Source organism: Cupriavidus sp. UME77 (genome assembly GCF_014170355.1).
Classification (GTDB): domain Bacteria; phylum Pseudomonadota; class Gammaproteobacteria; order Burkholderiales; family Burkholderiaceae; genus Cupriavidus; species Cupriavidus basilensis.
Map to the genome: position 1 here is coordinate 1 of NZ_LZZU01000058.1, position 16,381 is coordinate 16,381.

At 63.6% G+C, this 16,381-nt stretch carries 7 protein-coding genes and 1 pseudogene; all 8 read left to right on the forward strand.

From position 1 onward, the window contains the following. A pseudogene (locus A9975_RS23320) lies at positions 1–248 on the forward strand (secretion system X translation initiation factor); the annotation flags it as partial. Continuing rightward, the gene (locus tag A9975_RS23325) at positions 249–2,555 is read left to right on the forward strand and encodes a type IV pilus secretin PilQ (RefSeq protein WP_183034885.1); all 2,307 of its coding nucleotides are present in this window, start codon (positions 249–251) and stop codon (positions 2,553–2,555) included. Positions 2,556–2,558: 3 nt separating this feature from the next. Then, the gene (locus tag A9975_RS23330; RefSeq protein WP_183034886.1) at positions 2,559–3,077 is read left to right on the forward strand and encodes a type II secretion system protein; all 519 of its coding nucleotides are present in this window, start codon (positions 2,559–2,561) and stop codon (positions 3,075–3,077) included. 5 nt (positions 3,078–3,082) lie between these two features. Beyond that, positions 3,083–3,475, forward strand: a complete 393-nt coding sequence (locus A9975_RS23335) for a type II secretion system protein (protein WP_255503397.1) — start codon at positions 3,083–3,085, stop codon at positions 3,473–3,475. Then, positions 3,472–4,107 carry a type II secretion system protein gene (locus A9975_RS23340; protein WP_370565324.1) on the forward strand — a complete coding sequence of 212 codons (636 nt, stop codon included), beginning with the start codon at positions 3,472–3,474 and terminating at the stop codon, positions 4,105–4,107. The genes A9975_RS23335 and A9975_RS23340 overlap by 4 nt, the downstream gene beginning before the upstream one ends. Before the next feature lie 340 nt (positions 4,108–4,447). Next, positions 4,448–5,968: a multicopper oxidase family protein gene (locus A9975_RS23345; protein WP_183034888.1), complete on the forward strand. Its 1,521-nt coding sequence runs from the start codon at positions 4,448–4,450 to the stop codon at positions 5,966–5,968. 13 nt (positions 5,969–5,981) lie between these two features. Then, on the forward strand, positions 5,982–7,577 hold the full coding sequence (locus A9975_RS23350) for a multicopper oxidase family protein (protein ID WP_183034889.1): 1,596 nt from the start codon (positions 5,982–5,984) through the stop codon (positions 7,575–7,577). Positions 7,578–7,594: 17 nt separating this feature from the next. Then, positions 7,595–16,360 carry an Ig-like domain-containing protein gene (locus tag A9975_RS23355; protein WP_255503398.1) on the forward strand — a complete coding sequence of 2,922 codons (8,766 nt, stop codon included), beginning with the start codon at positions 7,595–7,597 and terminating at the stop codon, positions 16,358–16,360. Positions 16,361–16,381 lie beyond the last annotated feature (21 nt).

Consider the following 16,381-nt stretch of genomic DNA (forward strand, 5'->3'; position numbering starts at 1 on the left):
CTCCGGCCCCGCCCCCTCCGGCTCCCACGGCGCCGCCGTTGCCGTTTGCCTATGTGGGCGCGCTGGGTGCGGACGCATCGAAGGAGCAAATGTTCCTGAGTAGTGGCGACCGTTTGTTGATCGTATCGCTGGGGGATGTGATTGACGGGCAATACCGCCTTGAGGCGATTACGGCAACAGGTGCGACCTTTACCTATCTGCCGCTTAACGTGAAACAGGTCATGTCCACCCAGGGCGAAGGAAAGTAAATGAAATCCCGGTGCAGATCGGACGCTGCCTGCAGAGTAGAGCGCTGCGACGCGTCCCTCAGGTCAATAGCCGCGTCAGGTTGCACGGCCCCTCGCGCGTGTTATGCCAGCTACCACGCGCGTCGATTCAGTGCGGCGCTGATCGCGATGGTCCTCGGTGGCTGCGCGGTGGAGCCAGGCGCGCTGCGTAACGCGAGCGTTCGCCACCCCACCGATGCGGAGATGCAGCTGAACTACATGCACGAACGCAATGGCCAGATGAACGCGATGCTGGATGAGGTGGATCGGCTGCGGGCCAGTTACCAGTTTCATGAAGCGGCGCTGAAGCTCGATGAGGCGAGCAGGATCGATCCCACCAGCGAGCGAGGGCGGAAGCTGGGCGCGGCGCTGCAGATCGATCTACGAGATCTTGTCATCCTGGCGGAGGTCCAGCGGATGCTTGAACGCGGCTCATATGACAGTGCGGCGGAACGTGTGCGCGACGTGCTTGCGGAGAATCCGACCAACGTCCAGGCACAGCAGATGATGAGGCTGATCGAAGACAAGCGGCGGCAGCTGCGGGCCGCGCGCGAGGAAAAGAGCGCGGCCGCGTCGATCATGCGCACGCCGGTGACGCTGCAGTTTCGCGACGCGAACGTGCGGATGGTCTTCGAAGCACTGTCGCGCACGTCGGGCTTGAATGTCATCTTTGACCGTGATGTGCGCACCGACCTCAAGACGACGATCTTCGTGACCAATGCCGCGATCGAGGATGCGGTCAATCTGATCTTGTTGCAAAACCAACTGGACAAGAAGGTCCTGAATGCGAACACGCTCTTCATCTATCCCGCCACGCCAAACAAGCAACTGGAGTACCAGGAGCTGAAGGTCCGAACCTTCCAGTTGTCGAACATCGACGCCAAACAGGTGCAGGCCTTGTTGAAGAGCTTGTTGAAGATCAAGGAGATCGTGATCGACGAACATGCCAACACCCTGTCGATTCGCGGAACGCCCGACACCATCCGGCTCGCGGAACAGCTGATCGCCGCACAGGATCTTCCCGAACCCGAGGTCATGCTGGAGGTTCAGGTCCTGGAGGTCTCGCATGAACGGCTGACGGACCTGGGAATTGCATGGCCCAACAGCTTCACGATGGCCACGCCAAGTACGGCGTCCACGTGGGGCGCCCTGCACACGCTGCCGATCAACCAGCTGGTGGTCAGCGGGCTGTCGGCAACCGCCAACTTCAAGCTGACGGATACCGATGCGAACCTGCTTGCGAGTCCTCGCATCCGCACCCGTAACAAGGAAAAGGCAAAGATCCTGATCGGCGACAAGGTGCCGGTGATATCGAGCTCGAGCACCCCGAGCACCAGTGGTCCTTCCTATGCGCAAAATATCCAGTACCTGGATGTCGGTATCAAGCTCGAGGTTGAACCGCAGGTCTACCGCGACGACGATGTCGGCATCAAGATCAGCCTCGAGGTCAGCAATATCACGAAGACAATATCGAGCAGCAACGCACAGACCGGCCTCAGCTCGCTGGCTTACCAGATCGGCACACGCAGCGCATCGACCAGTCTGCGTCTCAGGGACGGCGAGACACAGGTCCTCGGCGGGCTGATTTCGGATGCCGATCGCACCACGGCGGACAAGGTGCCTGGCTTGGGCCAGTTGCCGGTTCTCGGGCGCTTGTTTTCGGATCACAACGGCGACCACGTCAAGACGGAAATCGTCTTGCAGATTACCCCGCACATCATCCGTCCTCAACGCATCGCGGATGCCGATACGCGTGAAATCTGGTCCGGCACGGACACCAATGTGCGTACCGAGCAGTTGCGTCTCGATGCCACCAGCGCCGAAGCTCCGGTTGCCGCGCCCGGCACGCCTTTCAAGCCGGGCCGGGTTGGGGGCGGGACCGTCGCCCCGGTAGTTCCCGTGGCACCCGTCGCGCCGGCGAGTGTCGACGGGGCCGCCGTTGGAGGCAATGCAAAGGCTGCGGCGGCCGGTAGCGCGGTGCCGCCCGCACCCCTTGCAGTACCTCCGAGAGGCTCGCTGGGCCAGCCACCCGCGGCGCCGCGGACGACCCCGCCGCCCGATCCGTTCGCGGCGCGGTTCCCGGCCATCCAGTCCGCGCCGCCGGCGCCTGCCGCTTCCGCCGCGCCCGACACGGGCGCCGCAGCGCCGGACGCAACCGCCGCGGCTGTCGTGACGCCGGTGCCGGCGCCCTCGGTGGCGCCCGCACAGCCGCCCACGCCCATGGTGACGATGCCGTCGAACGGTATGGCAACCGAGAACCCGCTCTATCCGATCCCGGGAGCGCGCTGAGCTATGACGCCCACGATCAGGACAACGCATTGCCGCGGCCGCTGGAGCCTGTATGGCCGCGGCTTCACCCTGATAGAGCTGGTGGTGACGCTGGCGCTGGTGGGCATTGTTGCGCTGGCGATCGTGCCATTCTCCGAGTTGATGGTGCAGCGCGAAAAGGAGCAGGATCTGAGGCTGGCGCTGCGCCAGATCCGTACCGCCCTGGACGCCTACAAGGATGCCGGTGACTTCGGGTCGATCGAGAAGGAGGCGGGGGCATCGGGCTATCCGCCGTCGCTGACCGTGCTGGTAACCGGTGTCAAGGATGCCAAGGACCCGAAGGCCGGGCTGCTGATGTTCCTGCGTAGTGTGCCGCGCGATCCGTTCTTTACCGGCGACGCCACCACGCCGGCGGAGCAGACGTGGAACCTGCGTGCCTATGGCAGCACGCAGAGCAGTCCGCAAGGCGGTAATGACGTGTTTGACGTGTCTTCCAGGGCGGAACGCCTGGGTCTCAACGGCATTCCCTACAAAGAATGGTGAGGCGCATGAAAAAGCCCGCTCGCGGCCATTGGCTCCATGGGTTTACCTTGATCGAACTGGTGGTCGTGATGGCGATCATCGGTTTGCTGCTGACGATCGCGCTGCCGCGCTACCTGCGCAGCATCGACCACGGCAAGGAGCAGGTGCAGCGGCAGAACCTGGCCGTGATGCGGGACGCGATCGATAAATACTACGGCGACAACGGCCAGTATCCGGAGAGCCTGGACGAACTGGTGCAAAAGCACTATCTGCGTGGTGTTCCCGAAGATCCCGTCATGGGCGGTACCGCATGGACAGTGATTGCCTCGCCGGATGCTGACAAGACGGGGGTCTATGACGTTGCGCCGGCCAGCGAAGCGGCGGCTGTTCCGGTTGCTGCGGCGGCACCCGAAAAATGACCCGCGCCCGCCGGCAGCGTTGTCCGATCCGTCATCGCCAGGGCAATGGCGCCCATGGCTTGGTGTTGCTGGCATTGCTGATCGCCCTGATCCTTGTTTCGGTGGCATTGATGGGTGCGCTCGATGTCTGGTCATTGCAACGGCAGCGGCTGCAGGAAGAGGAGTTGCTGTTCGTCGGCAACCAGTACCGGCTGGCCATTCAGCGCTACTATCAGGCGGGCCGGACGCTGCCGGGATCGATCGATGATCTGTTGGAGGACAAGCGCTTCCCCGTGCCGCTGCACCATCTGCGGCGAGCCTATCCGGACCCGGTGACCGGCAAGAACGACTGGCTGCTCCTTCACGACGGCGACCGCATCTACGGTGTCTATAGCCGCTCCACGGCGCTGGCTATCAAGCACGCGAATTTTCCCAGGCTCTACGCGGATTTCGCCAATGCGAAAACCTACGCCGAGTGGCAATTCTATTATCTGCCTCCGGGTCGCCGAAGCCGCGCCAGCCTCGATCTTCCGACTACGCAAAGCCCGACCGCACCGGCCGACACGCCAGCCCGGCGCGCCGGCGTTGGCAACCTGTCGCCGAACACGTCCCCGAACACGTCCCCGTTCAGTCTCAATGGGCTGTCCAGATGATGCCGCCGGAGCTCGAGCGCTCTCGATGGATTGCCCTACCGCATCAGTAGGGTGTTGACCCATGCAAACCTGCATCGGCGTTCACCACAATACAAGCGTGGAGAGAGACGTGCCGAAGGGGTTCCGGAGCGAAGCGGACGAAGGGGCCATCGGGCTTCCCCGTTCAGCGGGCCGGGACCAGGGCAAGGGAGTTCGCGGGTCTTCGGGTATCCGGTTCTCCCAGCGCCGGTGGCGCGATGGCATGGCAGTGAGATGAGCGGCAGCGACGGGTGTGGCTGGCGCAGGCGTGGAACTTGATGTCCTACGGGTCGCGCTGATAGGCCCGCAGGAAGGAGGTCATATGTTCTGTACTCGCATATATCGCGGCGGCGTGTCTGCGCTGTTGTTGCTTCTCTTCGCGATGCCCGCGCTTGCCCAGTCCTTTCGGGTGCAATGCCCGGACAATACGGCGCTTCATCCGAAGTCGGCCACGGGCGTGGTCAGCGACGGCATCAAGTGCCAGCAGATCTCGGGTGGCGACGGCTACTCGACGATGGCCAACGGCACGCAGACGTATATGTTCTCCTTCGGTCCGCTGTCCGGGCTAGCGGATATCAAGCAAGGCCTTCCCGGCACGCAGCCGGCATCGGTATTCAATACGGTCTGGCCCTATCCGATCAATGACGGGCAACACGACGTCACCACCTTCAATGGCGCGATCGGCCTCGTCCCGGACCCGGAAGCGGGCAACGCGATCACGGGCCACGTCGATCCACGGCCGATCATGGATGTCGGTGTGATGAACGGCAATATACCGGCCCCCACCATGGCAATCGACGAGGATGACGAGTTCTTCCTCACCCTGACCAACGTCGGGATGATCATGCGGCCCGACCTGTTCGAGAAGCACACGGTGCACTTCCATGGCTACCCGAACGCCTCCTCGTTCTACGATGGCGTGCCGGACGCTTCCGTGGCCATCAATATCGGCGGCAGCTTCACCTACTACTACCTGGCGCCGGACGCCGGCACCTACTTCTGGCACTGCCACATCACCCCGCCCGAGCATCTGCAGATGGGCATGGTCGGCCAGATCTACGTGCGGCCGCGCCAGAACCGCGTCCCCAGCGGCGCGTCGCTGTACGCCGCCCTGCAGGCACAGCAGGCCGATCCGCGCACGCGGTGCGGCACCGACATCCTGTGCTCGACGCCGCTGCCGCGCGTGAACAATGGTGTCACCCATCAGCTCAACAAGAGCAACTCGCCGACGCTGTACGCGTACAACGACGGCGATGGCTCGACCGCCTACGACGTCGAGTATCCGATCCAGATCCACGGTTTCGATCCGAACTTCCACTTCGTCGGCATGACCTTCAACCCGGAGCCGTTCACCGACATGAGGGACAAGTACTTTCTGTTAAATGGGCGGAGCTATCCCGACACGGTGACGCAAGGGCCCATGAGTACGCAGGCGTCCGACGGTACCCCGCATTTCTCGCAGCCGCTGCCGACGCTGATCAACATCCCGCTGGGTGGCAAGGCGTTGCTGCGGATTTCGGATCTCGATGTCACCGAGTACCAGACCCTGGCCTCTCTCGGCATCCCGATGCACGTGGTCGGCATCAATGCGCGCTTGTTGCGCGACATGGCGGGCAACGACATGACCTACTACACGAACTCGATCACGCTGGCCGGCGGCGAGTCGATCGATGTGATTCTGGACGCAAGCGACATGAACCGCTACCCGGCGGGATCGACGTATTACCTGTACACGCCGAACCTGGATCACCTTTCGAACGACGCCGAGAACTTCGGTGGCTTGATGACCGAGGTCCACATCTGCAATACGGTGGACCCGATCACCAAGGTTTGCACCAACTAGTGGGAGAAGAGCCGTGGGCCACATCACCAGAAACACGTGGATCGCGAGCCTTGCGTGGCTTGCGGCGGTTGTCCTTGCCGCGTTGCTCTGCATGCCGGCCCGAGCCGCCGCGCCGGGCATTACCGGAACCAGTTTCGATCTGACCGCGGAGGCGGCCCGTATCAGCCAGCCCGATGGATCGAGCGTCTACTCCTGGGGATACGGCTGCCGGACTGGCGGCACCGCGCCGGCCGGCTTTTCGCCCGCGGCCATCCCCGGCGCCGCCTGTCCGAGCATGCAGATACCCGGGCCGACGCTGATCGTCAGGAAGGGCGACACCGTGACAGTAAAGCTCACCAACAATCTGCCCGCGGCCGCTGGCAATACGTCGATTCTCTTCCCCGGATTCCAGGTCGCCACGTCGAACGGCGCGCCGGGCCTGCTTGCCGGGGAAGCCACGCACGGCGGCTCGGTGACGTACACCTTCGTCGCGACGACGGAGGGTACCCATGGCTACTACAGCGGCACGCAGAGCGACCTGCAGATAGAAATGGGGCTGTATGGCGCGATCATTGTCCTGCCGGCCACCGTGCCGGCTGGGTGCCGTGCCGTCGGCAGCACGCTGCCGGACGGCCAGACTGACTTCCGCAATGCCGCGGCGGCATTTAGCAACAGTGCCGCGTGCTACGACCGCGAGTACCTGTTCCAGTTCTCCGAGATGGACCCGCGCATCCATTCCCAGGCGGAACAGCAGGTCGGCACGGCGGCAGGCAAGGCGTGCACACGGCCCACCGGGTGCATGACCGTCGAGACCGAGCCCTACCATCCGGCCTATTTCATGGTCAACGGCCGCTCGATGCCCGACGACATGGATTCGAACTACGCGGTGCAATATCCGCACCAGCCGTACAACGGCAATCCCCACATGCATCCGGGCGAACTCGTGCTGTTGAGAATCATCGGCACCGGCCGCTGGCAGCATCCCTTCCATGAGCACGGCAATCACGTTCGCGTGCTGGCCCGCGATGGCAATCTGCTGCTCAGCCAGACCGACAACACGTCGCCTGCCGGGCCGCTGCTGTTCACCACGACCACAACGCCCGGCGTGGCGATGGATGGCATCTTCTACTGGACGGGCAGGGGACTCAACTGGGACGTGTATGGCCATGTCGAAGGCGGCGTGTACACCGATCCGGCGTTCCCCGCCTACCTCGGCAAGCCGGTGGTCTGTACCCCGGATGCGAACGGCTACTACACGGCCGACCCAAAGGCGCCGAACTACTACGAATGGTGCCAGGACCATAACAAGGGCCTGGAAGCCCATCCGTTCGGTCAAGTCGCCAGCGGTGGCCCGGCAACGCTGCCGGACGCGAACATCCTGACGAAGGGTGTCTGGTACGGAGGCAGTCCTTATCTCGGGCCCGACGCGACCGTTCGTGCAGTCGGCCCCACGGGAACGATCCCGCCCTCGGGCACGGTTGCCAACCCCCCGACCAGCGAGGCAGGTTTTGCCTTCATGTGGCACTCGCACAATGAGCGGGAGATCACCACGAACAATATCTTCCCGGGCGGGATGATGATGATGATGCTTGTCGATCCGCAAGCCTTCACGATTAACGAATCCAATTAGAGGCCAGGGGAAACGCGATGAGATCCAATCAGTTGAGGGCGAGCCTCTTCGACCTGGTCAAGGCGGGCCTCGCGGCATCGATACTCTGCATGGCAAGCGGCGCGTCCTTCGCGCAGAGCGTCAGCCTGACTGCGAGCGCGACCAGCGCCGTGCTTCCCGACGGGCAGGCTGTGCCGATGTGGGGCTACACCTGCACGGGCGCGAGCAACGGCGCCACTTGCAAGGGCCTGAACCCGAATGCCGGAACCGGCTGGTCGCCGGTGGTGATCACCGTCCCGTCTTCCGGCAATCTGACAATCAACCTCAAGAACAATCTGCCGGTGCCTCCGGGTGCCACCTCGGGCATCCCTACGTCGCTGGTGATCGTTGGGCAACTGGGCGGCGGCCTGGGCACCATGCGCAAAACCGTGCCCAGCCCGGCTCATGCGGTCCAGAGCGTTACCTGGCCCGTCGCCGGGAACAGCAATGGCGCTACCTTCAATCCACCCGCGCAGGGGGACCGCGTCCAGTCGTTCGCAACCGAGGTGACGACTGGAAGCGGAAGCTCGACGGCGTTGACCTGGAACAACCTCAGGCCCGGGACCTACCTGATCGAATCGGGAACCCATCCCTCCATCCAGGGGCCAATGGGTCTGTATGGCGTCCTGGTCGTCACGGCCGCGCCGGCAGCGCCCTCGCTGGGCGTCGCCTATGCGGGCGTGACCTACAACGCGGAAGTCCCATTGCTGTTCAGTGAAATCGATGCCGTGCAGAATGCCGCCGTGGCGGCGGCTGTTTCGAGCGCGAACTTCAGCGAAACGTCCTCCCGCGTGCTCAGGGATGCGCTCAGCTCGGTGTCGCCGGCGCTCGACTCCGGCGGCAACGCGCTTGCTGGCACCGGCTATCACGTCAATGACCCTGTGACATTCTCCGGCGGCGGCGCTTCGGTGGCGGCGACCGCGCACGTCGCAAGCGTGGATGGCAACGGCGCAATCACCGCAATCGCGGTCGATAGCGGCGGTACCGGCTATTACTCCGTTCCTGCCGTAGCGGTGACGAGAACGTCGGGCACTGGCACCGACGCGCAGCTCGTGGCGGCATTGACGACCAAGGGCATGCTTTGCAGTGACGGCGCCGCGGCGTGTTATCCGCCGGCCGTCAATTATGATCCACGCTATTACATGATCAATGGCGTCGCCTTCGACAGGAGCAAGGCGGCAAACTCACTGTTCGCCACGACCCCTGCGTCGCCCACGGGCACTGTCCTGGTGCGCCTGGTGAATGCCGGCCTGCGCATGCATGTACCCTCCATCGTGGGAGCGCAGACCACCGACAGCAGCTCAGGGACGCCGAAGGTGACCTCGGGGCTTTCGCTGATCGCCGAAGACGGCAACCTCCTCCCCGGGAACCGGCGCATCCAGAATGAAGTTTTCCTGGCGGCGGGCAAGACCTACGATGTCATGATCAATGCGCCGGCACCCGTGGCGCCGGCGACCGCGCCCGCAGCCCTGGCGGTGTTCGACCGCCAGCTGAGCCTGTCCACCAACAACCAGCGCGATGGCGGCATGCTGGCCTACATCGGTGCCAGTGGCGCCACGCTGCCCGCAAGCGGCGTGACCGTGAAGGCCAACCCCGACTCCTACGCCCTGGTTGCGGGCAGCAACCTGATGGTCACGGACCCCGCCAAGGGCGTGATTGCCAACGATATCGGCGTCTACGGCGTCCAGCTGCTGATCGCGCCGACGGGCGGCACAGTGACCCTGAACGCTGATGGCACGTTTACCTATGCGCCGAATTCCGGCACGACGTCCGACACCTTTACCTATCAGGCGAACGGCAATCCCGCGCTCAAGGCGACGGTGACGTTGACCGCCTGTGGCAAAGGATGCATCGGGAAGGCGCCCACGGCTATCGCTGACAGCTACACCAGCAACGTGGCGTCGCAGTTGCACATTGCGCCTCCCGGCGTGCTCGCGAACGACAGGGACCCTTCCGGGCTTCCATTGACAGCCTCGCTGGTGGGCGGCAGCGTCAAGAACGGCACAGTCACGCTGAACGCGGACGGCTCGTTTACTGTCGTGCCGACGACTCCGCCGGGCGCGGGGGCAAGTGTCAATGTGAGTTTCCAGTATCGGGCGATGAATTCGCAGAAGACACCTAGCAACAGCGCGAGCGCCACGGTGACCTTCCGGGGCGGCAGCGGGCTGGTAGTCAACGTACTCGACGGGCCGAGCACCCTGCCGGGCATGAAGCCGGTGAAGATCACCGACTACCGCTGGATCATCGAGGAGGACCGTACCTTCCAGATCGACCCGGCATGCCAGGTGAACTCCGTCAAGCGGCCGGCCAATTGCCCGCCGCTGCCGGTGCCGAGCCTGGGCACGAGCTTCCATACCAGCTATATGCCGGTGGTTGCCTCGGGCTGTGTCGGCCGTGCCGCTTGCGAGGGCGGGCAGACCGTGTTCGACCCGGTGAGCCAGTCGCACATGCCGGCCGTATGCGATATCGGCAACGGTGTCTGCCGTACGGATGCCGTGCAACAATCTCCAGTCGACCCAAGCCAGGTAGCGCTCGACCCGACCAAGCACTACTACATTTCGATCTTGCCTGGCGATGCCGGCAATACATTCACTTCCGCCGCCGGCGCGCCCAAGCCCGATCCGACCAGCAAGACAGGGGCCAAGAGGCCCTTCAGCATTGCGCTGGATTGCCCGTCCGGCCCCGGCGGCCCGGACTTCGCGCCGGGAACGGGAACCTGCGGCCACACCATGGGCGGCGCACCGATCGCGCCGGCGCAGACGGCGGTCAACGTGCTGCTGCCGCAGACGCCGCTGCCCACGGCGAAGGTCTCCGTGTTCGTGTTCGAGGATGACGCGCCGCTCAATGGCGAGGTAGACGTCAGCGGTGGAACCGACACCTTCGGCACGGCCCGGGAGCCGGGACTGGGCGGATTTGAGATCAAGCTCTGGGACGACGCCGGCGGCACGGGCGATCCGACCGGCCAGATGAGCTACGACATGTTCAACATGCCGCTGTCCAATGCCTTGCAGGGGACGATCGATCCTGTCACGCACCTGAATGCGTGCCCGATTTCGACGACGACGAACGACGGGCTGGTCGGCATGATTCCCACCTGCCCGAAATATGAATCGGACGGCAAGACACCCTCGCCGCTGGTCGGCCAGGCCATCATTGCCAACCTGATGCCCGGCAGGTACGGGGTGGTGGCAACTCCGGCGGCCGACAGGATTGCCAAGGGTGAGGAGTGGCTGCAGACGAATACGCTGGATGGCCAGAAGGCGCATGACGCCTTCGTCAAGGTAGGCGGACCGGCCTACTTCCAGGAATTCGGGCCGGCTGGCTTCCACGTCTCGGTTGGCTTCGCCAATGCGAAGATCATCAATGACCGCAGGACCAATGCCTCGAAGTCGGGGCTGTGCGATCTGCCCGGCTCCTCGTGCCTCAACTCGGTCAGCGGCAGGATTACCAACTTGCACTACAGCCGCCCGCCCAACCAGCATCTCTATGGCAGCGGCTCGCGCGATTCCCTGGCCTTCACGCAGTGCTTCGTGAGCATGGGCGATCCGGACGGCGAGGATATCGCGTTCACCAAGTGCAATGACAAGGGTGAGTTCAGCTTTTCCAAACTTCCCGATGGCACGTTCAGGCTGACGGTCTTCGACCAGTGGAACGACCAGATCGTTGATGGCCTTGCCACGGCGGTAAAGCTTGGACCCAATGCAAGGAGTGTCAATGTCGGGGATCTTGCGGTCCTGCAATGGCACACGAATCTGTATACCCGGACCTTCATGGATCTGAACCGCGACGGTGTCTCGCAACCCGACGAGCCGGGCCTGACACTGGTGCCGACCAATATCCGCTTCCGTGACGGCAGCTATTCCAATTTCAACAACACAGACCTCAACGGCTACGCTCCCTTCAACGAGGTCTTCCCGCTGTTCAACTGGTATGTGGTGGATGCCGATACCACCCGCTTCAAGCAGACGGGCGTGCACGTAGTCTATGACGCAGGCGGCCCCCCGGACGGCACTCCCGGTGGAGGGAGCTCGACCATTGCCAAGAACTTCGCCAACACGACGGAATCGGCGACCGCGCATCTTCCGTCCAACCTGCGGGTACCCGGCGCGGTGTATTGCGACAATGCAGACTGCAAGGGCTTTTCGATCCTGAACGGCCCGGGCAGCAGCGCGTCAAATCCTTCGACCGGCCGGATTGATCCCCCGTCGGTCACCACGCTTGGCTGGCAAGGCTTCTCCGGCCAGAGCTCGTTCATCGAGTTCGGCAAGACGCCGTTTGCCACGAACGAGAATGGCGGCATCAGGGGGGAAGTGATCTATGCCTCCACACGCCCGTTCGACGATCCCGCGCTGCTCATCCACACGAAGTGGACGCCTAACGTGCCGAACGTGACCGTCAACCTGTATCAAGAAGGCACCGCTGCGGACGGAACCGCCAGCCTGACGCTGGTGGACACCACCAAGACCAGCAGCTGGGACGATTGGGCGCAGGGCTTCCGCTCCGACGGCATGCCCAATATGAACTGTCCGGGCCAGGAAACTTCCGATCCGTACTTCTTCACATTGCAGAAGAGCACCCAATGGCTCGATCCGCAACAGCGGGCGCTGCCGGCCAAATCCCAGTTCAAGTGCTACGACGGCATGCACGCGTTCAATCAAGTGCAACCGGCGCCCTATGACGGGATGTACCAGTTCCCCAGCGTAACCGGGACGAATCCGAGGACCGGGAAGCCCACGGGCACCAATTGCACCATCTGTGTGCGAAACCCCGCGACCGGCGGAGGCGAGGAGAGCGGCACTCCCATGCTGCCCCCTGGCAAGTACGTGGTCGAGGTGATCGTGCCGCCGGGCTACGAACTGGTGAAGGAGGAAGACAAGAACATCCTCATCGGCGACAACTACATCGCGCCCGTGACGCAGCAGTTCGGCGGCATCGGCAATATCTTCATCCTGCCCGACCAGGCAGCGGTGAACGCCACGTATAACCCGAACAACCCGCAGAACCCGACCACGGATCTGGGCTCCTCGCCCAGGCACGAGGGAGACACCGGCAGTATCGAATCGTTCTGGCCCTGCGTGGGTGCCTTGCGCATCGTTCCCGACTATATCAGCCTGTTCCCGGGCTCGCAGGAAGTGGCGCCGTTCGCCGGTGCGTCGCGGCACCTGTGCGATCGCAAGGAGGTTACGCTTACCGATCAGATGACGGTGCTGGCGAAATTCTGGGTGTTCAGCTCGACCCATGTCTCGGCGCATTACACCGGCTTCATGCTCGACGATTTCTCTTCGGAGTTCGACCCGTATTCGCCGCAGTTCGGCGAGAAGTTCGCCGTTCCCAACGTGCCGGTGTCGATGAAGGATTTCTCCGGCAACGAGGTCGCCCGCGTGTACACCGACCAGTGGGGCATCTTCAATGGCCTGAACTATTCGACCTGGCAGGTCAACCCGCCAAATCCGACCGGCTATGCGCCGACCATGATGGTCGCCTGCATGAACGACCCGGATATGCCGGATCCCGCGCACCCAGGGCAGACCATCAAGGATCCGCTGTACAACCCAGCGTACAGCCAGTTCTGCTATGAGATTCCCTTCATGCCGGGACAGACCCAGTACATGGACACGCCGGTGGTGCCGGTGCAGGCCTTCGCGGACGGCTACAACCAGCCTGACTGCGCGTATCCGGATGCCACTCCCGCGATCTCGATGGTGGTGGGCGATACCAGCAACGGTGGTGCCGGTCCTTGGGTCAGCGCCGCGGGCCACAGCCTGACCATCAGTGCGCTGGGCGACCAGCAGGTGATCAACCATGCCTACAGCGGGCCAGGGGCGACCAAGGCGCCGTACAACCAGAAGTTCATCCCGCGCCATTACGGTTTCGGTAGCCAGTGCACCACCGTCGGTGGCGCCTGCACCGTGCTGTCGAGCGTGAGCATCGGTGGCGTGCCGGCGCAGATCACGTCCTGGACCGACCAGTCGATCACGGTCACGGTGCCGACGCTGTCGACCGATCACGGCGAACTGGTGATCACGGCAGGCAATGGCAAGAAGTCCGTCGACACGGTCAGCGTCAGCATCGGCGGGAAGGCGCCGGCGTACGTCGCTGGCGAGAACGCCACCAGCAACGCCATCCAGACTGCGATCGACCGCGCTACCCCAGGCGACCTGATCATCGTGGGCCCGGGTGTCTACAAGGAGATGCTGCTGATGTGGAAACCGGTCCGGCTGCAAGGCGTTGGCGCTGCGTCGGTGACGGTCAATGCGAATACGCACCCTTCAGGCAAGATGGATCCGTGGCGTGCGCAGGTCAGCTGCCTGTTCGGCGTGTCCCGCAACGGTGGAGCGATCTCGTCGTCGAATCCCTTCGATCCCACCAACACCTACAGTTGCCCGTCAACCATGCAGCGGAAGATCGACCCCATACCATTGGAGCCGACCGTCGGGTGGGACAACACGCTCAACGGCAACCTGGGAGAGCTACTGATCGAGCCGACGCTGATGGGGGCGTACGAAGGTGCGGCGATTACGGTGCTGGCCAAAGGCGTGCAGGACGTCAACGGGCAGCCCGACCCCAACTGCGTCGCAAACGGCATCTGCACGCCGCTGACGGCAAGCGCCGCGGATTGCGCTAATAATCCCGGCAATTTCCTCTGCAACCCGTCGCGCATCGATGGCATTACCTTCACCAACAGCTCGCAAGGCGGTGGTGGCATCTTCCTGCACGGCTGGAACCACAACATGGAGGTCTCGAACAACCGGGTCTTCGGCAACGCCGGCACGCTCACGGGCGGGATCACGATCGGCCAGGTCGAGGTGCCGGACGGCACCATCGGCGCCGACGGCGTGACCCAGATTCCGTTCGGCTACAACATGAACGTGAATGTGCACCACAACTCGGTGACCGCCAACGCTTCCTACGGCGATGAGATCAATTCGACCACGCCGTCGTCGGCGGGTGGTGTGACCTTCTGTTCGGGGGCCGACAACTACCGTTTCAATTACAACTGGGTGTGCGGCAATATGAGCAGTGGCGACGGCGGCGGTGTTGCCCACTTCGGTTTCAGCTATAACGGCGATATCTCGCACAACGTGGTGCTGTTCAACCAGAGCAACAATCCGACGTTACCTACCTACGGGGGCGGCGTCATCGCCCAGGGGGTACCGCCGGACGGAACGTTCTGCGAGAACCAGACCGTCGACGTCGATTGCGCGCCGCAGCTGTCCGATGGCGTCGGCCCGGGCCTGACGATTGATGGCAACCTGCTTATCGGCAACACGGCGGAAAGCGGTAAAGGCGGTGGGCTGCGCCTGCAGAACGTCAATGGTACCGATGTACAGCGCAGTCCAAAGGACTCGTCGAAGTGGTACCGGGTCTCCGTCACCAACAACATCATCGCGAATAACGTCGCGGGCTGGGCAGGCGGTGGCGTATCCATCCAGGACGCGGTGGGGGTGAACTTCATCAACAACACGGTCGTTTCCAACGATGCGACTGCGTCGGCGGGCGTACTCTTCAATACGCCCGCGGCCACCCAGGCCAATGTGCCGCCGCCGACGAACTGCACCACGGTGGGCGCGGAGACCACCTGCGACCCGATCACGACCTCGGCCTACCAGCCGGCCGGACTGGAGACGGCGCGCCACACGCCGAACTTCATCGCCGCGTTCGGCAACGCCGCGGTGACTTGCCCGGCAGGGACGGACCCGGGTGCGACCCATGTATGTAAGACGTTCTCGAACCCGGTGCTGTCCAACAATCTTTTCTGGCAGAACCGCTCGTTCTACATCACGGTGGGTGGACCCAATGCCAAGATCCCCGGCTTGCAGAACCTGGTGACCCTGAACCCCACGCTGAGCCAGACGGGCAAGACAACAGGCTATTGCGATCCCAAGGCGGTCTACTGGGACGTCGGGGCCTTTGGCGACTCCGCTCCGAACAAGCATGAGTCGGGCCTGACGCTTACCCCTCTGTACTCGATCCTGACCGACGCCGGGGACTACCAGGGGGCAAACAACCAGGGCTCCGACCCAGCCGTGATCAGCCAGTACTGCAATGGCTCGCGCGTGCCGCCGGAAGGTGGCGGGATTGGGTTTGCCGTGCCTCCGGGCATTGCGGACGCGGTGCTCCCCAACCCGCTCTTCGGCCTGATGCCGACGGCGACCCCGGATGAAGGCAACCAGTGGATCAATATGTCCTACGGACCGCTCTCCCTGTTCAATGCCAGCATCTCGTCGGGCAGCCCGGGCTACAACGTGCCGCTTGGCAACTATGCGATCACGTCGGGGTCGCCGGCAATCGACACCGCCACTGACGCGAGTGCCCCGAATCACGACTTCTTCGGTACCGTCCGGCCGCAAGGCGCGAAGTTCGATATCGGCGCGGTCGAGTTCGTGGCAAGCGCCGCATCCGGCGTGACCCTGACGCCGCCAACCCAGGACTTCGGCAGCGTCGAGCGGGGCGAGGCAGGGCCGGTCCATGTCTTTACGCTGAAGAATACGGGAGGCGTACCGTTGACAGGCATTGCGAACCCGGCGATCACGGTGGATGGCGCGAACTTCGTCATCGTTGCACAGCAGACGACTTGCGGCACCGTCAACCCGAACGCGGGTAGCAGGATCACCAGCCTGGCTCCGAACGGCACCTGTGCCATCGCCGTGCGGTTCAGGCCTAGCGGCCGCGACACAGCGAACTCGGCGCAGAAGGGGACGCTCAGCATTTCCGATAGCGCCGGTACGCAGAGCGCGGCCTTGACTGGCGTGGCAACACGTTAGGAGAAGGGGGAGAGCGCGAGG